This window comes from Arthrobacter sp. LjRoot14, assembly GCF_964253905.1.
GTDB lineage: Bacteria > Actinomycetota > Actinomycetes > Actinomycetales > Micrococcaceae > Arthrobacter.
Genome location: NZ_CAXURL020000001.1, coordinates 1,225,120 through 1,247,666, shown reverse-complemented (window position 1 = coordinate 1,247,666; position 22,547 = coordinate 1,225,120). Strand labels below are relative to the sequence as shown.

The 22,547-nt window shown below is 65.3% G+C and carries 17 protein-coding genes; 14 read left to right on the top strand and 3 right to left on the bottom strand.

The window, feature by feature from the left end:
• Positions 1–109 precede the first annotated feature (109 nt).
• From mmsA to ACSQ12_RS05705, 10 genes are all read left to right on the top strand, one after another.
• On the top strand, positions 110–1,669 hold the full coding sequence (gene mmsA, locus ACSQ12_RS05750) for a multiple monosaccharide ABC transporter ATP-binding protein (RefSeq protein WP_436064683.1): 1,560 nt from the start codon (positions 110–112) through the stop codon (positions 1,667–1,669).
• A gap of 45 nt (positions 1,670–1,714) precedes the next feature.
• The gene (mmsB, locus tag ACSQ12_RS05745; RefSeq protein ID WP_436064682.1) at positions 1,715–2,986 is read left to right on the top strand and encodes a multiple monosaccharide ABC transporter permease; all 1,272 of its coding nucleotides are present in this window, start codon (positions 1,715–1,717) and stop codon (positions 2,984–2,986) included.
• 50 nt (positions 2,987–3,036) lie between these two features.
• The gene (locus ACSQ12_RS05740) at positions 3,037–4,134 is read left to right on the top strand and encodes a substrate-binding domain-containing protein (RefSeq protein ID WP_043479298.1); all 1,098 of its coding nucleotides are present in this window, start codon (positions 3,037–3,039) and stop codon (positions 4,132–4,134) included.
• 224 nt (positions 4,135–4,358) lie between these two features.
• Positions 4,359–5,810 carry an ABC transporter permease gene (locus ACSQ12_RS05735; RefSeq protein WP_436064681.1) on the top strand — a complete coding sequence of 484 codons (1,452 nt, stop codon included), beginning with the start codon at positions 4,359–4,361 and terminating at the stop codon, positions 5,808–5,810.
• 2 nt (positions 5,811–5,812) lie between these two features.
• Complete coding sequence (locus ACSQ12_RS05730) at positions 5,813–6,520, top strand: ABC transporter ATP-binding protein (RefSeq protein ID WP_436064680.1); 708 nt, start codon at positions 5,813–5,815, stop codon at positions 6,518–6,520.
• A gap of 167 nt (positions 6,521–6,687) precedes the next feature.
• Entirely contained in the window at positions 6,688–7,758 is a 1,071-nt protein-coding gene (locus ACSQ12_RS05725) for a Gfo/Idh/MocA family protein (RefSeq protein WP_436064679.1), read from the top strand.
• Between the two features lie 134 nt (positions 7,759–7,892).
• Positions 7,893–8,888, top strand: a complete 996-nt coding sequence (locus ACSQ12_RS05720) for a hypothetical protein (protein ID WP_436064678.1) — start codon at positions 7,893–7,895, stop codon at positions 8,886–8,888.
• Positions 8,889–8,971: 83 nt separating this feature from the next.
• The gene (locus tag ACSQ12_RS05715) at positions 8,972–10,171 is read left to right on the top strand and encodes a DUF320 domain-containing protein (RefSeq protein WP_436064677.1); all 1,200 of its coding nucleotides are present in this window, start codon (positions 8,972–8,974) and stop codon (positions 10,169–10,171) included.
• A gap of 232 nt (positions 10,172–10,403) precedes the next feature.
• The gene (locus ACSQ12_RS05710; protein ID WP_436064676.1) at positions 10,404–11,609 is read left to right on the top strand and encodes a protein kinase domain-containing protein; all 1,206 of its coding nucleotides are present in this window, start codon (positions 10,404–10,406) and stop codon (positions 11,607–11,609) included.
• On the top strand, positions 11,606–12,130 hold the full coding sequence (locus ACSQ12_RS05705) for a mucin-associated surface protein (protein ID WP_436064675.1): 525 nt from the start codon (positions 11,606–11,608) through the stop codon (positions 12,128–12,130). Before ACSQ12_RS05710 ends, ACSQ12_RS05705 begins: the two co-directional genes overlap by 4 nt.
• 78 nt (positions 12,131–12,208) lie before the next feature.
• Here ACSQ12_RS05705 and ACSQ12_RS05700 read toward each other — a convergent pair whose 3' ends face one another.
• Complete coding sequence (locus ACSQ12_RS05700) at positions 12,209–14,431, bottom strand: catalase (RefSeq protein ID WP_436064674.1); 2,223 nt, start codon at positions 14,429–14,431, stop codon at positions 12,209–12,211.
• 234 nt (positions 14,432–14,665) lie between these two features.
• Between ACSQ12_RS05700 and ACSQ12_RS05695 the strand changes: the two genes are divergently transcribed.
• Complete coding sequence (locus ACSQ12_RS05695) at positions 14,666–15,307, top strand: SRPBCC family protein (RefSeq protein WP_436064673.1); 642 nt, start codon at positions 14,666–14,668, stop codon at positions 15,305–15,307.
• 135 nt (positions 15,308–15,442) lie between these two features.
• Here ACSQ12_RS05695 and ACSQ12_RS05690 read toward each other — a convergent pair whose 3' ends face one another.
• The gene (locus tag ACSQ12_RS05690) at positions 15,443–17,665 is read right to left on the bottom strand and encodes an NADP-dependent isocitrate dehydrogenase (RefSeq protein WP_436064672.1); all 2,223 of its coding nucleotides are present in this window, start codon (positions 17,663–17,665) and stop codon (positions 15,443–15,445) included.
• Between the two features lie 289 nt (positions 17,666–17,954).
• Here ACSQ12_RS05690 and ACSQ12_RS05685 point away from each other — a divergent pair, with 289 nt between their 5' ends.
• Together ACSQ12_RS05685 and ACSQ12_RS05680 are read left to right on the top strand one after the other, a co-directional pair.
• A complete protein-coding gene (locus ACSQ12_RS05685) occupies positions 17,955–18,944 on the top strand; it encodes a trypsin-like serine peptidase (protein ID WP_436064671.1) in 990 nt (329 codons plus the stop codon).
• 28 nt (positions 18,945–18,972) lie between these two features.
• Complete coding sequence (locus tag ACSQ12_RS05680) at positions 18,973–19,113, top strand: hypothetical protein (RefSeq protein ID WP_245199238.1); 141 nt, start codon at positions 18,973–18,975, stop codon at positions 19,111–19,113.
• A gap of 67 nt (positions 19,114–19,180) precedes the next feature.
• On the opposite strand, the gene purH is transcribed toward ACSQ12_RS05680, so the two are convergent.
• Positions 19,181–20,860 carry a bifunctional phosphoribosylaminoimidazolecarboxamide formyltransferase/IMP cyclohydrolase gene (gene purH, locus ACSQ12_RS05675; RefSeq protein ID WP_436064670.1) on the bottom strand — a complete coding sequence of 560 codons (1,680 nt, stop codon included), beginning with the start codon at positions 20,858–20,860 and terminating at the stop codon, positions 19,181–19,183.
• Positions 20,861–21,012: 152 nt separating this feature from the next.
• On the opposite strand from purH, the gene ACSQ12_RS05670 reads away from it, so the two are divergent.
• Positions 21,013–22,365: an MFS transporter gene (locus ACSQ12_RS05670; protein WP_209746717.1), complete on the top strand. Its 1,353-nt coding sequence runs from the start codon at positions 21,013–21,015 to the stop codon at positions 22,363–22,365.
• Positions 22,366–22,547: the final 182 nt, after the last annotated feature.

Genomic DNA, 22,547 nt, shown 5'->3' with positions numbered 1-22,547 from the left:
GCGTTAAAGACTTGACGACAAGGGCTGTGATCCAGTTTACTTTTTCATCAGACGGCCCTGCGGTTTGCGGGGCGGACAACGAAGTCATGCATTGGAGGCGTAAGGGCAAATGACGTCCCAGACCACGCAAAGTGATCCGATCCTTCTCGAGATGCGGTCCATCACCAAGGAATTCCCCGGCGTTAAAGCTTTGTCCGAGGTGAGCCTGCGGGTGAAGGCGGGCGAAATCCACGCCATCTGCGGCGAAAACGGCGCCGGCAAGTCCACCCTCATGAAGGTCCTCTCGGGTGTGTACCCGTACGGCAGCTACGACGGCGACATCGTGTACCAGAACGAGGTCCAGCAGTTCAAGGACATCCGTGCCAGCGAGCAGGCCGGCATCGTGATCATCCACCAGGAACTGGCGCTCATCCCGGAGCTCTCCATCATGGAGAACATCTTCCTCGGCAACGAGCCCACCAAGCGCGGCATGATCGACTGGGCCGAAGCCCGGCTGCGGTCCACGGAGCTCCTGGCCCGGGTGGGCCTGCGCGAAGATCCCGACACCGCCATCAAGGAGATCGGCGTCGGCAAGCAGCAGCTGGTGGAAATCGCCAAGGCGCTGAGCAAATCGGTGAAGCTCCTCATCCTCGACGAGCCCACGGCGGCCCTGAACGAGTCCGACTCCCAGCACCTGCTGGATCTCATGCTGGGGCTCAAGGGCCGCGGCATCACGTCCATCATCATTTCCCACAAGCTCAATGAGATCGAGCAGATCGCGGACTCCATCACCATCATCCGTGACGGCAAGTCCATCGAGACCCTCGATGTCAAGGCCGACGGCGTGGATGAAGACCGCATCATCAAGGGCATGGTGGGCCGCACGCTGGAGTCACGCTTCCCGGACCACGAACCGAAGATCGGCGAGGTGTTCTTCGAAGTCAAGGACTGGAACGTCGGGCACCCGCAGATCCAGGACCGCCTGGTCTGCAAGAATTCCAACTTCTTCGTCCGCCGCGGCGAGATTGTCGGCTTTGCCGGGCTCATGGGCGCCGGACGCACCGAGCTGGCCCGTTCGGTGTTCGGCCGCTCGTACGGCCGCTTCATTTCCGGCCACATCTACAAGGACGGCAAGGAGATCACCCTCCGCACCGTGCGGCAGGCCATCGATGCCGGGCTGGGCTACGTCACCGAGGACCGCAAGTCCCTGGGGCTGAACCTCCTGGATGACATCAAAACCACCACCGTTGCGGCGAACCTGAAGAAGATCAGCAAGCACAACATTGTGGACCCCAACAAGGAATTCACCGTTGCGGAGCAGTACCGGAAGTCCTTGCGCACCAAGGCGCCCTCAGTGGAAGAAGGCGTCGCCAAGCTCTCGGGCGGCAACCAGCAGAAGGTGGTGCTCGCCAAATGGATGTTCACCGACCCGGACCTGCTGATTCTTGACGAACCGACCCGCGGCATTGACGTGGGCGCCAAGTACGAGATCTACGGCATCATCCAGCAGCTGGCCAACCAGGGCAAGGGCGTGATTGTGATCTCCTCCGAGTTGCCGGAACTGCTGGGACTCTCGGACCGCATCTACACCATCTTCGAAGGCGCCATCACCGGTGTCCTGAACAAGGATGAAGCCAGCCAGGAAAACCTGATGAAGCTCATGACATCCGCCCGCAAGACCGCCGCCTGACCTTCTGGATACCTCCAGAACCTTCCAGACACAAGGACCGAAACAATGAACGCGCTCAAGAAGCTATTTGGCGGAAACACCCGCCAATTCGGCATGATCTTCGCCCTGGTTGCACTGATCGTCTTTTTCCAGATTTTCACCGAGGGCCGCACGCTCACCCCGGGCAACGTCATCAACCTCTTCAACGGCAACTCCTACATTCTGATCCTGGCGATCGGCATGGTGCTGGTCATCATTGCCGGCCACATCGACCTCTCCGTGGGTTCCGTGGCAGCCTTCGTCGGCGTCGCCGTGGCCCTGGCCATCCGTGACTGGGGCATCCCCTGGTACGCCGGCGTCCTCCTGGGCCTTGCCCTCGGAGCGCTGATCGGGGCCTGGCAAGGATTCTGGACCGCCTATGTGGGCATCCCCGCCTTCATCGTGACGCTGGCCGGCATGCTGCTCTTCCGCGGCTTCAACCAGTTCGTCGGCAAGTCCAACACCATCCCGGTTCCCGCCGATTTCCAGTACCTCGGCTCGGGCTATCTTCCCGAAGTGGGCCCGAACACGGGCTACAACAACCTCACGCTGTTCCTGGGCCTGCTGGCCGTGGCCTTCGTGATCTTCAGCGAAATCCGTGCCCGCCGCCGGGCCCTTGCCCTCGGCGCCGAGGTGCCGGAAGCCTGGGTGATGATCCTCAAGCTCGTCCTGATCTGCGGCGCCATCCTGTACGCCACGTACCTGTTCGCCACCGGCCGTCCGGGAACGTCCTTCCCCATTCCGGGCCTGATCCTGGCCGTCCTGGTCCTCATCTACGGCTTCATTTCCTCCAAGACCATCGTCGGCCGCCACATCTACGCCGTCGGCGGCAACAGGCACGCTGCCGAACTCTCCGGCGTGCAGTCCAAGAAGGTCAACTTCCTGGTGATGATGAACATGTCCATCCTGGCCGGCCTGGCAGGCATGATCTTCGTGGGCCGCTCCACCGCTTCCGGACCGTTCGACGGCGTTGGCTGGGAACTGGACGCCATCGCAGCCGTGTTCATCGGCGGCGCCGCCGTGACCGGCGGCGTGGGTACCGTGATCGGCTCGATCGTTGGTGGCCTGGTGATGGCAGTGCTGAACAACGGCCTGCAGCTCCTCGGCGTCGGCGCCGACCTCACCCAGATCATCAAGGGCCTGGTCCTCCTGATCGCCGTTGCCTTCGACGTCTACAACAAGACCCAGGGCAAGAAATCCATCATCGGCATGATGATGAAAAACTTCGGCCGCAGCAGCAGCGAGCTGCAGCCGGACGAGACCTCATCCACCAAGGACGCTATCCGCAAGGAAGCCTGAGCGCTCCCCCACGATTCTCCGCACACCATCTAAAGAAAGTGAACCAAGCAATGCAAATGATTGGTAAAGCAGGAAAGGCAGCAGCGATCGCTGCTATTGCGGCACTGGCGCTGACAGCCTGCGGCCGCGCCGAGACCGGCACCACGGGTGGTAGCAGCGGCGGCGAGGCGTTCCCGAAGAACTCCTCGATCGGCGTCGCACTCCCGCAGAAGACCAGTGAAAACTGGGTGCTGGCCGAGAAGCTGTTCAACGACGGACTCAACGGAGCCGGTTTCAAGGCTGACGTGCAGTTCGCCAACGGCGGCGTCTCCGAGCAGCAGAACCAGATCAGCGCCATGGTCACCAAGGGTGCAAAGGTCATCATCGTGGGTGCCATCGACGGCGCCCAGCTGGGTACCCAGCTCAAGCAGGCCAAGGACTCCGGCGCCACCATCATCGCCTACGACCGCCTGCTCCTGAACACCGAGAACGTGGACTACTACGTGGCCTACGACAACTTCAAGGTGGGTGAACTCCAGGGCCAGGCGCTGCTGGACGGCATGAAGGCCAAGAAGCCTTCCGGCCCGTACAACATCGAGCTCTTCGCCGGCTCCCCGGATGACGCCAACGCGAAGGTCTTCTTCGACGGCGCCATGAGCGTCCTCAAGCCGAAGATCGACGACGGCACCCTCAAGGTTGTCTCGGGCCAGACCTCGTTCGAGCAGGCCGTCACCCAGGGCTGGAAGGCTGAGAACGCCCAGCGTCGCGCCGACACCCTGCTGACCGGCAGCTACGGCACCGCTTCCCTGGACGGCGTCCTGTCTCCGAACGACACCCTGGCACGTGCAGTACTGACGTCCGTCAAGGCCGCCGGCAAGCCGCTCCCGATCATCACCGGCCAGGACTCCGAGGTTGAGTCCGTCAAGTCCATCATGGCCGGCGAGCAGTACTCCACCATCAACAAGGACACCCGCAAGCTCGTAGAGCACGCGATCACCATGGTCAAGGACATCCAGGCCGGCAAGACGCCTGAGATCAACGATGACAAGTCCTACAACAACACGGTCAAGACCGTTCCGGCCTACCTGCTGGATCCGGTCATCGTGACCAAGGAGAACGTCAAGACGGCCTACGTGGACGATCCGGTACTCGGCCCGATCACCAAGTAGTCCGCGCCTAGGCGCCTGTAGCTGCAGTCAAGGGCCCCGGCTCACCCGAGAGGGTGGGCCGGGGCTTTTGGTTTCGCGGCGGTCCGCAGCCCGGACGGGGTTCCCGCAGTCCAGCCCGTCTTCACAGCGGAAACATAGCTTCGGCCCGTTCCCCGCACAGCCACGCGCACCACTGTTGGATCAGCAGCCGGTCATTCCGTCCGGCCTGAGATCCAAGGAGTACCGTGAGCGTCCTCGCCCGAAGTGTAGGCAATGCCTTCAGAAACAAGGTCCGAACCGGGGCTGTGGTGGCGGTGTTGGCCGTGGCGATCGGCCTGGCCCTGTCCATGCTGGTGGCCAACCAGGCGGTTGCCGCCAAAGTCGCGGAACTGAATGCCTCCGTGGGCACCGTCCTGACCGTGAATCCGGCCGGTGGCCAGGGCTTCGAGGGCGGCGGCGAACCGCTCACGGCTGAACAGGCTGCAACCGCGGCCGCGGTCCCGAACGTGAGCACCGTCGTCGGCACGAAGGCCCTGAGGTTGCGCAATGCCGCCGAAGCGGCGGCACAAGCCGCCGCCGGAACCCAGGCTGGCGGACCGGGCGGAGGCCAGGGCGGACCCGGCGGACAGACCACCACCACGCTGACCACCAGCCTTACGGCGGCCGTCGACGCCGGAACGCTCGGCAACCGCAACCAGGCCGCGGAGGGAACTACGGGCTCAACCGGAACCACCCAGCCGGCCCGGACCATGTCCCTGCCGATCACCGCCACCGGGATCGGCGCCGAGGTGGACAGCACGGGCAAGGCCCTGAGTATCACCGAAGGCACCGGCCTGGGCGACTACAACTCGGAATCCGCCAACGCGCTTCTCGGCACCACGCTCGCCGAGAAGAACAACCTCAAGGTCGGCTCGACGTTCACCATCAATGACCAGACTTATACGGTGGCAGGCCTGTTCGACGCCGGTACCACCTTCGGCAACAACGCCCTCTACGTCACCCTCCCCTCCGCCCAAGCCCTCGCTGAACTGCCCGGCGAGCTGTCCACCATGATCGTCACGGTGAACACCATGGAAAACGTGGATGCCGCCAAGACCGCCCTCCAGGCCGCCCTCGGTACGGACAAGGCCGACGTCACCCAGGGTCAGCGCAACCTCGAGACCGCCGTCAGCTCACTCGACAGCGTCAAGAACATCTCCCTCATTGCCTTCATTGCGGCGCTGGGCACGGCCGGCCTGATCATCCTCCTGATCATGGTGATGCTGGTCCGCGAGCGCCGCCGTGAAATCGGTGTGCTCAAGGCGATCGGCGCGCCGAACCGCACCATCGGACTCCAGTTCGTCCTGGAAGCGCTGGTCCTCGTGGCCCTGGGCAGCGTGGCGGGTGCCGCCATCGCGTCGTTCTCCAGCGGCGGCATCGCCTCGGCACTGATCAGCTCCAATTCATCGACGACGACGGCGGCAACCACCGGGCGCGGCATGCCCGGCGGGGCCGGCTTCCCCGGAGGCGCTGGTCTTCCCCAAGGGGGGCCCTTCGGCGGAGCCTCCCAGCTGCTCACCACCGTCACCGCGAGCGCCTCCCCCGGCGTGATCGCGGCCGGCATCGCCGCTGTGTTCGGCGTCGCCATCATCGGTGCGCTGGTCCCCGCGCTCCTGACCGCCCGCATCCGCCCCATCGAAGTCCTCCGAGGAGAGTAGCCATGATCGAAGTCAAGAATCTCGTCCGCACCTTCAAGTCCGGCGACCGCACCATCAAACCCGTCAACGACGTCAGCTTCGAACTCGAAGAGGGCACGCTCGCGTCCATCGTGGGCAAGAGCGGCAGCGGCAAGAGCACACTGTTGTCCCTGCTGGGTGCGCTGGACAAGCCCACCAGCGGAGACGTCGTCGTCAACGGCGTCAGCCTGGCCAGCATGCCGGACGGCAAGCTGACCGAGTACCGGCGCCGCGACATCGGCTTCGTGTTCCAGCAGTTCAACCTGATCCCCAACCTGTCCGCCGTGGACAACGTGATGCTGCCGATGGAGTTCGCCGGGGTCCGCAAGACCGCGCGGCTGGCACGGGCCAAGGAACTGCTGGAGCAGGTGCAGCTGGATCCGGAGAAGCACGTGCGCCGCATCAACCGCCTGTCCGGCGGCGAGCAGCAGCGTGTGGCAATTGCCCGCGCACTGGCCAACGAGCCGAAGCTGATACTGGCCGACGAGCCCACGGGCAACCTGGACGAGCAGACCGGCGAGCACATCATCGAGCTCCTCAGCTCGCTGAGCCGCGACCACAACACCACCATCCTGGTGGTGACGCACGACCGCCAGCTCGCCAACAAGACGGACCGCCGCTTCCGGCTCCAGCAGGGGCGCCTCACCGAGGAACCCTCCCGCGCCAGGGTGGCATCTGCAGCCACGGCGTAGTCGCAGCCCGCGCGGCAGGAGCTGAGGAGGCCGATAGCAACCCTCTCTCAGCTCCTGCCGCTTTCAACCCGACGCTCTCTCACCTTTCGCAGGAAATATTCGGACGCTCTCTCACTTCCTGCAGGTATTTCCCCGATGCTCTCTCAGCCGGATGAGAGGATGTCACAATGACTGCCCCCATCGCGAAGCCCTGGCTGTTCAGCCAGGCCGATCAGGATCCCCGTTCCGCTACAGGACAAACGCTGCGGTGGGGAGTGGTGGCTACCGGCGGCATCGCCCAATCGGTGGCCAGGGATCTTGCCCTTCTGGCTGATGCGGAGCTGTATGCCGTCAGCTCCCGCAGCCAGGCGTCGGCTGAAGCGTTCGCTGCGGAGTACGGTTTTTCCACAGCCTACGGTGACGACGCCGGCGGAGCGGGCTACCACCGGCTCCTCGCCGACGACTCCGTGGATATTGTCTATGTGGCCACGCCGCACGCGCAGCACTATGAAGTGGCACTGGCCGCGCTCAATGCCGGCAAGCATGTGCTGTGCGAAAAGGCCCTCACCATCAACGCCCGGGAAGCTGGTGAACTTGTAGCCCTGGCGCGTTCCAAGAAGCTGTTCATGATGGAAGCCATGTGGAGCCGCTTCCTCCCCAGCATGCAGCGCGCATTCGACATCGCGGCTTCCGGGGAGCTCGGGACGGTCCAGTGGGTCACCGCGGATCTCGGCTTCCCGGCGGTCTACTCCCCCAGCGCACGGCTCTGGGCCCTCAGGGACGGCGGCGGCGCCCTCCTTGACCTGACCGTGTACCCCCTGCTCTGGGCTCTGGGCACCCTGGGTTTTCCGCAAACCGTGAGTGCCACGGGGGCAGTGAACGACGACGGCGTGGATGCCCAGAATGCGTTGACGCTGGGATACCACCACGGCGCGCAGGCGCAACTGACATCATCGCTGACGGCATACGGCCCGCGGGCGGCAACCGTCGCAGGAAGTCTCGGGTATCTGCAGACCATCGGTTCGGTCAACAATCCCAAGGAAATCCACGTCAGGATCGGCATGGCGGAACCGCGGACCGAGCATTTCGACGTCGTGGGCCGTGGCTACACGTACGAGCTCCGCGAGGTCACCAGGTGCATCCAGCAGGGGCTCACCGAGAGCCCGGTCATGCCGCTTGAGGACTCGCTGAATGTCATGAGGCTGTTCGATGGTGTCCGCGCCCAGCTCGGCGTGACCTACCCGAACGATGCACACTGACGTCGCTCAACACCGCGGAAAAAATAATCAATTCGCCGGACTATTAACCGGAAAAGGCTGGACGCCGGCTCCGGATCGTGCCTAGGCTGTTAGGCAATCGTCGAATCTTCGAGGTGCCTTGGGGGTGTTTGCGCATGGAATCAGCAGGTTTTCCATGGCGCGCGCTCCGTCCGTTGCTCCTCGCAGGCGCCGCGGCCACTGCCTGGCTGACCCTATCTGCTCCGGCTGCCAGCGCCGATACCGCGTCTGATTCCGCTTCCCTGCTTGGAAGCGTCAGCTCCTCCGTCTCATCAGTAAGCGACGCCGCAGTCAATCCGGTTGTGGACGTCCTGGCCGCTGCGGTTCCCGGCGTAAGAACGGACGCTCCGGTTGATAAAGCCGTACTCCCGGCACAGCCAAGTTCCGCTGAACCGGGCGGTCTGCTCCAGCCTCTTACCGGCGCTGCAACCGGTCCCGTGGACTACCTGATTGAAGCTGTTCCGGTAGTGAACCAGATAGTCCCCTCCGGCACTGTTGGTGCCGTCACGGCCCCCGTCACGGCCGCGGCCGACGGATTCGTCACCGGAATCGCCGAGGAAGTCTTGCCGATAGCAGGCGATGCCCTGCCAGTGCTGGACCCCGTTGTGGAACCGGTGGGCGACCTCCTGACGGGCGTCGATCCCCTTCCGGGTCCGGAGGTCTCGACACCGGATCTCCCAGTTCCTGACATCGCCGCGGCTGACGACGCAACCGCCGACAGCATCGCACCCGCCAGGGTCCCGCCCGTCAGCGCGGACGCCTCAAGCGCCAGTGATCTGCCGGCCGCCCCGGCCACATCAACCTCAGCCATGTCGAAGTCAGCGGCGTCCTTCCAAGCCTCTGGCCCTGGCACGCTGCAGACTGCACCGGTACAAGCGGGAGTTCTTGCAGATCCCCTCCCCCGCGACGGAACCCCCAACCCGGCAGCATTGCCGGCTGTTCCGGGCTCCGGTTCTGGGAGCAGCCAGTCTCAAGGCGGCGGTGCCGGCGGAGCAGCCTGGCTATCAGCTTTCCATCTGGACGTTCTACTGACCATTGTTCTTCCCGTCAGCGGCCCCCTGCAAAGTGCTCCCGCACCGGTGTCTTTCGACCCCGGTTCATCTCCTGACTAGTTGGGCCTTCCCTGCGCCTTTGCGCGGAAAACGGCCATTCGGGCTGCCCTGGGCGCCCACACAACAACTTTCAGGAGATCACCATGCACGCGAATATCCGCAGAGGGCTGATCAGCACCCTCTTCGCCGGAGGACTACTAGCCCTCGGCACCACCGCTGCAAGCGCAGCGGACACAACCAGCGGTTCCGACGGCCTTGCCTCCGGAACCCAGATCGTCGCACCCGTCACCGCACCGATCACCGTAGGTACGACGTCGTTGGGCCTGCTGGGTGACTCAACGGCCACCACCGAAGGCAACGGCGCCACCACTGCACCGGCGGGAACCAGCACCACCCCCGCCCCATCGACGAGCGGTTCCGACGGCCTTGCCTCCGGAACCCAGATCGTCGCACCCGTCACCGCACCTATCACCGTAGGTACGACGTCGTTGGGCCTGCTGGGTGACTCAACGGCCACCACCGAAGGCAACGGCGCCACCACTGCACCGGCGGGAACCAGCACCACCCCCGCCTCATCGACCAGCGGCTCCGACGGCCTCGCCTCCGGAACCCAGATCGTCGCACCCGTCACCGCACCGATCACCCTAGGTACGACGTCGTTGGGCCTGCTGGGTGACTCAACGGCCACCACCGAAGGCGACGGCGCCACCACTGCACCGGCCGGCGCCAGCACCACCCCCGCCCCATCGACCAGCGGCTCCGACGGTCTCGCCTCCGGAACCCAGGTCGTCGCACCGGTCACCGCACCGATCACCGTAGGTACGACGTCGTTGGGCCTGCTGGGTGACTCAACGGCCACCACCGAAGGCAACACCACTGCACCGGCGGGAACCAGCACCACCCCCGCCCCATCGACCAGCGGCTCCGACGGCCTCGCCTCCGGAACCCAGATCGTCGCACCCGTCACCGCACCGATCACGATTGGCGGTGCGTCGGTCGGAATTGGCGGTGACTCGTCGTCCACGGTCGTTCCTCCCGTCGTGGCTCCCCCGGTTGTCACGCCTCCCGTCGTCACGCCTCCGGTGGTTACGCCCCCGCTGGTCTTCGGCCCGGCAGTTGCCCCTCCTGTGACAGCTACCGAAGGTCCGTCGTCATTGGCGCTGGCCGGTACGAATACGGTGCTTGCCGGTACGCAGATGGCGCCCGCCGCTGCAGTAGCTCCCATGGCAGCTCCGATGCTCGCCAACACGGGCGCCAACCTTGAGCTGCTGGCCGCAGCCCTGCTCCTGCTGGCCACCGGCATGATCATCATGCTCGTTCCGGCCCGGCGCAAGAGGGCCTAGGGCATCAGCGGGCAGGGCGGCGGCGGTGCCGGCGCCCTGCCCGCCAGGCGTGGTGAGACTTGGACCGGTCTGGTCCGGGAAGCCGCTCAGGGCTTGCCGGGCCAGACCACCGGGGCCCGCATATCCCGCTCCGGCAAGCGTAATTACCAAGTACCCTTATGAAAATGCATACCCGTCCCCGTATCATCTTTAGAGTGCGTTCCGAGGGAACGCTGAAAAGGATGGGGACATCGTGGAGAGTTCGCGCAGCGAGACGGCAGAGGTCCTGGACGGCCGATACCGCCTCGGCGAGGTCATCGGACGCGGCGGCATGGCATCGGTGTACACAGCCAGGGACGAGAACCTCGGCCGGGATGTGGCATTGAAGCTCTTTGCCCCGCAATCAGCCGACGCGGACGAGTTGAAGCGTCAGGAAGCCGAGATCCAGCTGCTCGCCACCCTGAACCACCCCAGCCTCGTGACTTTGTTCGACGCCGGAATAGACTCCCGCGTGCCGGAGGAGCCGCGTCCGTTCCTCACTATGGAACTGGTTGAGGGGCAGGACCTCCGGAGCAGGATCCGGCACAGCCCTGTCCCGCTGGATGAACTGGCAGTGATCGGCGCCGGAGTGGCCGACGCCCTGGCGTACGTCCACAACCTGGGCATCATCCACCGTGACATCAAACCGGCCAATATCCTCCTGGTACAGGTCCGCCCCGGCGAGCCCCTGCGCCCCAAACTGACCGATTTCGGCATTGCCCGAATTGTCGACGGCACACGCCTGACGGCTACCGGAACCATGGTGGGAACAGCCGCATATCTGAGCCCGGAACAGGCACGGGGCGCCGACCTCGGTCCCGCCAGCGACATTTATTCCCTTGGCCTCGTGCTGCTCGAGTGCATCAAGGGAGCCGTGGAATATCCGGGGAGCGCCATTGAATCCGCGGTGGCGCGCCTGCACCGCGCCCCGGAAATCCCCAACGATGTTCCCGTCGAGTGGGCCGCCCTCATCACTTCCATGACCGCGCTGGACCCCATGGACCGCCCGACGGCAGCTGATCTCGAGACCGCCCTTCGACAGGCCCTGGTCTCTCCGGAGTCGGTTCCCGGTTCCGTGGCCGAGGAGCCAACACGCATCCTCCCGGCACCGCCTTCTCGTCCCCCGCTGGTTGCGCCGGGCGGCGCCCGCACACCGGGCTCGGACACCGGTGGCCGCACCACAGCCGAGTTGCAGCCGGGTCACAGCAACCCGCCGCGCCCCACCGCTGCCCGACGACTCCGGCCTGCTGGCCGCGGGAAGCTGGCTGCCGCGCTGGCAGCCGCTGCGGTGCTTGCAATCGCCGCCATAATGTTGCTGCCTGCCCTCACTCCCAAAACACCGGAGCCGGTTCAATACCCCGCGGTCACCGGCACCCTGGGAGAGCACCTCGACCAACTTCAGAAGAGCGTGGAACCGTGACATTACTTGCAGTCAGTCGCCGTCGCGCGAGGCCAGCACAGCGATGGCACCTGGTCCTCGCAGCAGGCGTGCTTTCCGCGGCCCTGGCAGGCTGCAGTTCTGCAGCCCCGGACCTGGACGTGGAAGCCGCGCAGCAGTTGCAGGCCAAAGTCCTGACCGTCTCGCAGTCCGCTGCCGGCAACGATCCGGCCGGCGCACTCAAAACACTTGACGAGCTGGTGGCACAGCTCGACGCCGCGGCAGCCGAGGGAGACGTTTCGTTCAAGCGCCACCAGAGCATCATGAAGGCGATCGAGGCGGTGCGAGCGGACCTGTCCACCGCAAAAGCTCAAGCCGAAGCAGCAGCTGCAGCAGCAGCCCAGGCGGCCGCAGCCAAGGCCGCAGCGGACGCGGCAGCGGCAGAAGCCGCGAAAGCGGCCGCTGTTCCGGCCGCAGAAGCGCCGGCGCCGGTCGCGCCAGCTCCGGCCCAGCAAAACCAAGGTCCGGGAAAGGGCGAAAAGGGCAAAGGCAAGGACGGCTGATTCCGGCACTTGCCGGAATCAGCCGTCCTGCTTCACGAAGATCCGCCCCTCGCCGGGACGCCCCCGCTAGGGGGTCTGCTAAGACGTGAAGCCCGACGCCGGGAAACGGTCCCAGGACCGGTGTGCGGCAAGCAGTTCCTGGATCTGCGACACCACGCCGTCCGCTGACTCACCGAGAGCTATCCCGGGAGCATCCTGCGGGATGCTAGCGGCGTCCACGACGGCGGAACCTCCGCCCCAGCCGCCGATCGCCTTCGCGTGGCGGAACGTCTCGGAAAGCAAAAGAACCACCCTCGGATCGAGGGAAGCGCCGGGCTCTCCGGCTTTGGCATCCAGGCCCTGGTCAGCGTCCGGGGCCGGGTCAGCCGATCCGGCCACGAGCACAGCGTCGAACTCCGTGGATCGTGCGGTGAGGTAGGTGCGCTGAACGGGGATCCCGCCGTCGGCCTCCTCTCCCAAGTAGCCTCCGGAGGGTGCAATGACCAGCGGCACGATCCCCGCGGCATCCAAAGCCGTGCGCGCGGCACGCACCGCGTCAAGGTCACTGGACGCGTCGGCCACAATACCCACCACACGTCCCTTCACCGGCCAGGTGCCTCCGACTTGCGACAGCGCGGGGCTCGGCTCGGCGTCGGCCACCTCCACCGAAGCTGCGGGCGCCGGCATGCCCAGTCCCGAGGCGACGGCAGCGCACAGTTCGGCGTCAACGTTGGCCAGGTTCTGCAGCTGCCGTTCCCTGATGGCTTCCTCCCGGCACTTGCCGAGTTCAAAAGTGTAGGCCTGGATCACATGGTCCTGCTCCACCGGGGTCAGGCTGCGGAAAAAGAGCCTGACCTGGCTGAAATGGTCATCGAACGACGCCGGCGACTTCCGTTCCTTGACTGCCGCCGCCAACTGCTCGGGAACGTCGACGAATGCGCTGAGGTCCGCCCCTGCGAGGAACGGGCAGCCGCCGTCCAGCGAATTCGGGTGGTACGGTGCCGCGCCCCCGTGCACCGCCTGCTGGTGCATTCCGTCGCGCAGCATATCGTTGACGGGCGCCTGCGGCCGGTTGATGGGGATCTGTCCGAAGTTCGGACCGCCGAGCCGGGAGATCTGCGTGTCGATGTAGGAGAAGAGCCGCACTTGGAGCAGAGGATCATTGGTGACGTCGATTCCCGGTACAAGGTGGCCGGGGTGGAAGGCAACCTGCTCGGTCTCGGCGAAGTAGTTCACCGGGTTGGCATTGAGGGTCATCAGGCCGATGGGCTGAACCGGCGCAAGCTCTTCGGGGACGAACTTGGTGGGGTCCAGGAGATCGATTCCCTCGAAGAACTCCTCCTCGGTGTCCGGGAAGACTTGCACTCCCAGCTCCCATTCCGGGTAGGCTCCGGACTCGATCGCGTCGGCAAGGTCGCGCCGGTGAAAGTCCGGGTCCATGCCGTTGATGAGCTGGGCTTCTTCCCAGAGGAGCGAATGGACGCCCTGTTTGGGCTTCCAATGGAACTTCACCAGGCTGGTGGCGCCCTCGGCATTCACGAAACGGAACGTGTGGACGCCGAAGCCCTCCATGGTGCGGTAGGAACGGGGCAGGGCCCGGTCGGACATGTTCCACATGGTGTGCGCCTGCGCCTCGGTGTGGAGCGAAACAAAATCCCAGAACGTGTCGTGGGCGCTCTGGGCCTGCGGGATTTCGCGGTCCGGGTGGGGTTTGCCGGCGTGGATGATGTCCGGGAACTTGATGCCGTCCTGGATGAAGAAGACCGGAATGTTGTTGCCGACCAGGTCGAAAGTGCCCTCGTCCGTGTAGAACTTCGTTGCAAAGCCGCGGGTATCGCGGACGGTATCGGCGGAGCCTCGGGACCCCAGCACCGTGGAGAACCTGACAAATACGGGCGTTTCGACGTCCTTGGCCAGGAAGCCTGCGCGGCTAATGTTGGCAGCGGAACCATAGGAGCGGAACGTGCCGTGCGCTCCGGCGCCGCGGGCATGCACCACCCGCTCCGGGATCCGCTCGTGGTCGAAGTGGGTGATCTTCTCGCGGAGATGGTGGTCCTGGAGCAGCACCGGCCCGCGCCGGCCTGCCTTCAGCGAGTGGTCCGTATCCTGGAGCCGGAGCCCTTGCGCTGTGGTGAGGTAGGCACCGGACTGTGCCCTCGAATGGACCGGGGCGCCGCTCGGCGTTCCGGTGGGCGATACCGCTTCGGGGCCCTGCTGGTCCGGCTTGGGCGGCAGCGGTTCGCGCGGTTCCGTCGGCTCGGCAACGGCGGGGGGCTCGCTCGACGTCGCGCCCGGAATGCGGATGTTGCTGTCTGCTGGCATGGTTTGTTCCCCTTTGATAAGCAGTCCTTAGTCACAGGCGGCCGTCCGGCCCGAAACTAAGCTTGCTTATCACTCTAAGGAAGGCGGCGAACAACCACAACGGGATCGAGGGAAATTCGTCAGCAAACTTACTATTTTCCGTCAATGTCGCTAGGTTGGTTAAGTGCGCCCACGAAGCGCAGCGAGATCAGAACCGCGGGCCGCCGGCCCGCCAGCTGAAGGAGTGATTTACGCATGGCAATTGTTCAGGAATCCATCAACGTAGGTGTCCCGCTGAGCCAGGCCTACAACCAGTGGACCCAGTTCGAGGACTTCCCGCACTTCATGAGCGGCGTGGACGCTGTCCGCCAGCTCGACGACACCACAGTGCACTTCCAGACCAGCATCGCCGGCGTCAAGAGGGAATACGACGCGCGAATCACCGTCCAGCAGCCGGACCAGCGCGTCACGTGGGAAAGCCTCGACGAGCCGCGCAACGCAGGGACCGTATGGTTCGAAGCACTCAACCCGACCGAAACAAAGGTCAGCGTTGAACTCGCCTGGGAGCCGGACTCCGCCGTTGAGAAGGTGGGAGCAGCAGTGGGGCTTGATTCCCGCCAGGTGGCCTCGGACCTCAAACGCTTCAAGAAATTCATCGAGGAACGCCACGTGGAAACCGGCGCCTGGCGGGAACGCGTCAGCGACAGCGCAGTCACCGGAAGTGCCGCCGGAACGGGCGCTGCAGCGGGTACGACGGCGGAAATGCCGCAGGCTGCCACCACTGCGGTCCCCCTCGAAGAGGAAGTGGGCTACGACACGGTGCCTACCGAGCAGCCCGTGAACACCGATCCGGACATGGCGACCGAGCCTCCGTTCGGCAAGCACGTCCAGCGCTGACGCTGTTGCGGCCGGCCGGCCGCTGCGGCTGCCACGCCGGCGTCGGCTCCCACGCGCGCGTCGGCTGCCTGCCAAACAAGAACGCCCCGCCTCCCGTGATGGGAGGCGGGGCGTTTTGACGTTCAGCGGGTCCGGCTACTTGGCCAGGCCGGACAGAACTTCAGTGAACTTCGCGGACGGACGCATCACCGAGGCGACCTTGGCAACGTCCGGGTGGTAGTAGCCCCCGATGTCCACCGGGGAGCCCTGCACTGCGAGCAGCTCGGCAATGATCGTGTCCTCGTTGGAGGTCAGCGCCTCGGAGACAGCGGCGAAATCGGCGGCCAGCTCGGCGTCGTCGGTCTGCTTGGCCAGCTCCTGCGCCCAGAACTTGGCGAGGTAGAAGTGGCTGCCGCGGTTGTCCAGTTCCCCTACGCTGCGGCGCGGGGACTTGTTCTCAAGCAGGAACGTGCCGGTGGCGCGGTCCAGGGTGTCGGCGAGTACCTGGGCACGCTTGTTGCCCGTGGTGGTCGCCAGGTGCTCGAAGCTGACGGCGAGGGCCAGGAACTCACCAAGGCTGTCCCAGCGAAGGTGGTTTTCCTTCAGCAACTGCTGGACGTGCTTCGGGGCGGATCCGCCGGCGCCGGTCTCGAAGAGTCCGCCTCCATTGATCAGCGGCACCACGGAGAGCATCTTGGCGCTGGTACCCAGTTCAAGGATCGGGAAAAGGTCCGTCAGGTAGTCGCGGAGCACGTTGCCGGTCACGGAGATGGTGTCCTCGCCCTTGCGGATCCGCTCGAGCGTGAAGGCCGTGGCCTTTTCCGGGGACATGATTTCGATCTGGAGGCCCTCGGTGTCGTATTCCTTGAGGTATTCCTTGACCTTGGCGATCAGGTTGGCGTCGTGCGCGCGCGTCTCATCCAGCCAGAACACGGCGGGCGTTTCGGAGGCGCGGGCGCGGGTGACGGCCAGCTTGACCCAGTCGCGGATCGGCACGTCCTTGGCCTGGCAGGCGCGCCAGATGTCGCCCGGTGCCACCTGGTGTTCGATCAGCACGTTGCCCTTGCTGTCCACGAGCTGGACGGTTCCGGCGGACTGGATCTCAAAGGTCTTGTCGTGGCTGCCGTATTCCTCGGCGGCCTGGGCCATGAGGCCAACGTTCGGCACGGTGCCCATGGTCGTGGGGTCGAAGGCGCCGTGGGCGCGGCAGTCGTCGATGACAACCTGGTAGATGCCTGCATAGCTGCTGTCCGGAAGAACGGCCAGCGTGTCCGCTTCCTTGCCGTCCGGTCCCCACATGTGGCCGGAGGAGCGGATCATGGCGGGCATGGAGGCGTCCACGATGACGTCGGAGGGAACGTGCAGGTTGGTAATGCCCTTGTCCGAGTCCACCATGGCCAGCGCGGGTCCCTCTGCGAGGCCCTTCTTGATGGCTGCCTGGACGCCCTCACGGACGTCTTCCGGGAGTTCTTCGAGTCCGCCCAGGATGGAGGCCAGGCCGTTGTTGGGGCTGAGGCCGGCGGCGGCGAGCTGCTCGCCGTACGTGTCGAACAGTTCGGTGAAGTAGGCCTTCACCACGTGGCCGAAAATGATGGGATCCGAGACCTTCATCATGGTGGCCTTCAGGTGTGCGGAGAACAGCACGCCCTCTTCCTTGGCGCGGGCAACCTGTGCAGCCAGGAACTCATCCAGGGCGGCGGCGCGCATTACGGTGCCGTCCACAACTTCGCCGGCCAGGACGGGGAATCCGCGCTTCAGGACCTTGACGGTGCCGTCTTCCTTGACCAGCTGGATCTTGACGGTGTCATCGGACTCGATGACCACGGACTTCTCGTTGGCGCGGAAGTCATCGGCGCCCATGGTGGCCACGTTGGTCTTGGACTCCGGCGTCCAGGCACCCATGGAGTGCGGGTTCTGGCGGGCGTAGTTCTTCACGGAGAGGGGCGCGCGGCGGTCCGAGTTGCCTTCGCGCAGGACCGGGTTGACGGCCGAACCCTTGATCTTGTCGTAGCGTGAGCGGATGTCCGTCTCGGTGTCGGAGGACGGGTTGTCGGGGTAGTCCGGAAGGTCGTAGCCCTGGGACTGGAGCTCGGCGATGGCCGCCTTCAGCTGCGGAATGGAAGCGCTGATGTTGGGCAGCTTGATGATGTTGGCTTCCGGCTTCTTTGCCAGGTCACCCAGTTCAGCCAGGGCATCGCTGATCCGCTGCTCTTCAGTGAGGTAGTCACCGAACACCGAAATGATGCGGCCAGAGAGGGAGATGTCGCGGGTCTCCACTTCCACACCGGCAGTCGACGCGTAGGCCTCGATAATCGGCAAGAACGAGTAGGTGGCCAGCATGGGCGCTTCGTCAGTGTGGGTATAAATAATCTTGGCCATTGGTTGGGCGTCTCCTGAAGGTATACATACATCTGGAACTCTGGCGTTATTTCAACATTCTTAACTTACCCGAGCAGGGCGCGTCGGCGCCCATCGTGGCGTCCAGCGACGCGTAGCATGCCCCCGTCCGCCGGACTGACGGGGCCGCGGAGAGACGGGAACCACATCCCACCAGGCACAAGACGAGACTCGTGTATCTATTTACAACAATTGTCACAGTGGGTAGTTTGATCTCCACCAGCGGCGGCCACCATCTGAGGCCGCCGCATCACGACTGGTTAGGACAACCATGACGAAATCGAAGACTCTGGCCACCAGCCTCCTGAGCCTGTCCGCAGCCGCACTGCTGGCCGTCTGTGCCGCCGGCGGGGCAAATGCAGCGCCCGCGTCACCACAGGACGCCTCACCGCAGGAAGCCGCACAGGTTGCCAGCCAGTCGGTGGACGGCTCGAAGGCGGCGGATTACTGGACGGCAGACCGCATGCGCGCAGCCGTTCCGGGCGACGTCCTGGCCGCCAAGGCGCTGCAGCGCGGCAACACCTCATCAGCCGCGGCGGTGGAAAAGGGTTCGAGTACCAAAATCACGGGCAAGGCAGGCAAGGGAAAGACCGTCCTGCACGTCGATGAGAATCCGGTGTCCCATATCGGCAAAGTCTTCTTCACCATGGGCGGCAGCAACTACGTCTGCTCGGGTAACTCAGTCGTCTCCAACAACAAGAGCACCGTGTCCACAGCGGGCCACTGCGTCAATGAAGGTCCCGGCGCGTTTGCCACCAACTTCGTTTTCGTCCCGGCCTATCTGGACGGCGCCGCCCCGTACGGCAAATGGGCGGCCAAGGCCCTGTACGCCCCCACCCAGTGGAGCTCGGCCGGAGACATGCAGTACGACACAGGCTTCGCCGTCGTCTCGCAACTCAACGGCCAGAGCCTGGCTGATGTGGTGGGCTCATCCGGGGTCCAGTTCAACGCAGCACGCGGCCTGACCTACAAGTCCTATGGCTACCCGGCCGCGGCCCCGTTCGACGGACAGTCACTGGTCAGCTGTACCGGCCCGGCCAGCGATGACCCCTACAACCCCCAGTTCAACACGCAGGGCATCCCGTGCGACATGACGGGCGGCTCCTCCGGCGGTCCCTGGTTCATCGGCACCAGCTCCAGCGGCTACCAGAACTCCATCAACAGCTACGGATACAGCGGCGCCCCCTCCAAGGTCATGTACGGACCCTACTGGGGTTCCGTCATCCAGCAGGCGTACTCGAGTGCATCGTCCGCGAACTGACAGCACCGGGCCCTCGGATGAGGACGCCGTGAGCCACAGCGACATCAGCCAGGCGCCGGAGGACATCATCGCCTACTGGACGCCGGAGCGGATGGCCGAAGCGAAACCCCGCGAGGTCCGGCTCCCCGAGCCGGAGGCTGAGCCAGAGGCGGAACCGGAAGACAACTAACTGAATAAACGACGACGGCGACCGTCCCCTCTTCGGGGCGGTCGCCGTCGTACGTGGCGCTTAACTCTTAGTGGAAGAAGTGGCGCGCACCCGTGAAGTACATGGTGATGCCGGCCGCGTTCGCCGCGGCGATCACTTCGTCATCCCGGACGGAACCGCCGGGCTGGACCACGGCGCGGACGCCGGCGTCGATCAGGATCTGCAGTCCGTCGGCGAACGGGAAGAACGCGTCCGAGGCTGCCACGGCACCGCGGGCACGCTGCGGGGCTCCGCTGGCCTCTGTCGTCGAAGGACCGGCTGCACCGCCGGCGCCTTCGACGTCGGACTCTACCTGCACACCCAGGGTGTTGGCGCGTTCCACGGCCAGCTTGCAGGAGTCGAGCCGGTTGACCTGGCCCATGCCGATGCCGACGGCAGCACCGTGGTCCGCGAGCAGGATGGCGTTGGACTTGGCGGCGCGGCAGGCGGTCCAGGCGAACGCGAGGTCGGCCAGCGTGGCTGCGTCCGCGGCCTCGCCGGCAGCGAGGGTCCAGTTGGCGGGGTTGTCGCCTTCGGCGTCGACCTTGTCAGCAGCCTGCACCAGCATGCCGCCGGAGACCTGGCGGAACTCGGTCGGGTAGCGGCCGTAGCCCTCCGGCAGGGCCAGGAGGCGGATGTTCTTCTTCTTGGACAGGATCTCCACGGCCTCGTCCTCGAAGCCCGGCGCGATAACCACCTCGGTGAAGATGCCGGCAACGGTGCGCGCCATTCCGGCGGTGACCGTGCGGTTGGCTGCGATGACGCCGCCGAATGCGGAGACGGGATCGCAGGCATGGGCCTTGGCGTGTGCGTCGGCGATGGCGTCCGTGGCGTCGGCGGAACCGACTGCCACACCGCACGGGTTGGCGTGCTTGATGATGGCCACGGCGGGCTCGGCGAAGTCGAATGCTGCACGGAGCGCGGCGTCGGCGTCCACGAAGTTGTTGTAGCTCATGGCCTTGCCGTGGATCTGGTCAGCTTGGGCAATGCCCGCGGGAGCGGCCTTGTCCACGTAGAGGGCGGCCTGCTGGTGCGGGTTTTCGCCGTAGCGGAGGACCTCGGAGCGTTCCAGGGCCAGGCCGGCGTAGGCGGGCCAGTCGATCACGCCGTCGCCGTCCTCGTCCAGGAACTGGCTGGCCGTCCAGGTGGCCACGGCGGTGTCGTAGCTGGCCGTGTGGGCGAAGGCCTTCGCGGCCAGGCGCTGGCGGGTCTTCAGGTCGAAGCCGCCTTCTGCGGCGGCACGCACAACGTTGCCATAGAAATTGGGATCGGTAACGATCGCGACGGCGGCGTGGTTCTTCGCGGCGGAGCGGACCATGGCGGGACCTCCGATGTCGATCTGCTCCACGACGTCGTCCTGCGCGGCACCGGACTTGACGGTCTCCACGAACGGGTAGAGGTTCACGACGACGAGGTCGAACGCCTCGATCTCCATGCCGGCCAGCGTTTCCATGTGGGCGGGGACGCGGCGGTCCGCCAGGATGCCGCCGTGGACGCGCGGGTGGAGGGTTTTGACGCGGCCGTCCAGCATCTCCGGCGAGCCGGTAACTTCCTCGACCTCCTGGACGGGGATGCCTGCGGCCGCGATCTTCTTCGCGGTGGAGCCGGTGGAGACGATCTTGACGCCTGCTTCGTGCAGGCCCTTGGCGAGCTCCTCCAGACCGGTCTTGTCGTAGACCGAGATCAGGGCTCGGCGGATGGGAACACGGTCTAGCTGCGTAAAGCTCACAAAGGTCTCCGTCTTTTGACACGGTGGGTGCCGCGGTTGGTGGGGATGTGGCCAGTTTATCGCGTCCCGCGCGATGCCCTCCCTGCAGGCCCGAGTGTGAAGTCCGCGCGCGCACCCGCGAGCGCAACGTAGAGTTTTCCCAGGAGGCCGAGATGAATACTTACACCACTGTGCCCAGCGGCGAACAAGTGGTCCAGGAACTGCCCTGGCGGTGGAAAGTCCAAGGCCGGATCTTCGTGATCGGCGGCCTGGGTTTTATGTTCGATGCCTGGGATGTGACGCTGAACGGGATCCTCATCCCGTTGCTGTCCACCCACTGGGCGCTGGCGCCCGGCGATGCCGCGTGGATCGGCACGGCCAACCTGGTGGGCATGGCCCTGGGTGCGTTCGCGTGGGGCACGATTGCGGACACCATCGGGCGCAAGAAGGCTTTCACGGCCACCCTGCTGATCTTCTCGCTCTTCACGGTGCTGGGCGCGTTCTCCCCCGACTTCATCTGGTTCTGTGTGTTCCGCTTTATGGCAGGTTTCGGCCTGGGCGGGTGCATCCCCGTGGACTATGCCCTGGTGGGTGAGTTCACGCCGCGGAAACAGCGCGGCAAAGTGCTGACCGCGATGGACGGCTGGTGGCCCGTGGGCGCCGCGCTGTGCGGCTTTGTTTCCGCCTGGCTGGTCGCGGCCTTCGCGGATTGGCGGCTGACCATGCTGGTGATGGTGCTGCCTGCCCTGCTGGTGTTCTGGGTGCGGCGCAGCGTGCCCGAATCGCCGCTGTTCCTGATCCGCAAGGGCCGCCGCGACGAGGCCGCCAAGGTCATCGACGACCTGGTCAAGGCCACGGGTGCCCAACCCCGCGCTTACAGCCTCCCGGATGCTCAGGACGCCCCGAAGCTTTCTGCCGGCAGCGCCTGGCTCCAGCTGGTCCGCGTCTGGCGGTTCAATTGGAAGATCACCGCGGCTGCATGGTCCCTGTTCTTCAGCATCCTGCTGGTCTACTACCTGTCCCTGACATGGATGCCGCGGATCCTGATCGGCGCCGGTTTCCAGGACTACAAGGCCTTCCTCACGACGGCGTCCATGGCCGCCGTCGGCCTTCTGGGCGTGGTGGTGGCAGCCGTGCTGGTGGAGCGCGTGGGCCGCAAGTGGATCCTGGCGATCACCGGGCCGCTGTCCGCGCTGACCCTGGTGATCGTGGCGTTCGTGGTGGACATCCCGTCCGCCGCCGTGTTCTGGCTGCTGGTGTTCGGCTTCATCGTGCAGGTGGCCATTCCGGTGCTGTACACGTACGTCTCGGAGCTGTACCCCACGGACCTGCGCGGCACCGGCTTCGGCTGGGCGTCCACGTTCTCGCGGCTCGGGGCGGGCTTCGGACCGCTCATTTTCGCCTCGGTCCTGTGGCCGCAGCTGGGCCTGGCAACGTCCTTCGCACTCGCCGGCGGGCTGGTCCTGCTGTCGGTGCTGTGGATGGCGTTCTTCTCCCCCGAGACGAAGCAGCGCACGCTGACGTAGGCTCTGCCGCGCGGACAGCGCACAGCCATGACTGCTTCTTGTCCGACGTAGGCGCTATCCTCGGGTTGACTTGCCGGGGACCGTCTCCGGATCCAAACCGGAAGGCCAAATGAGTCCTCACTCCTCCGCGCCCCGCAACGTTACCGAACCCCGGACTCCGTCTAAGCACAGAAGTGTCACCG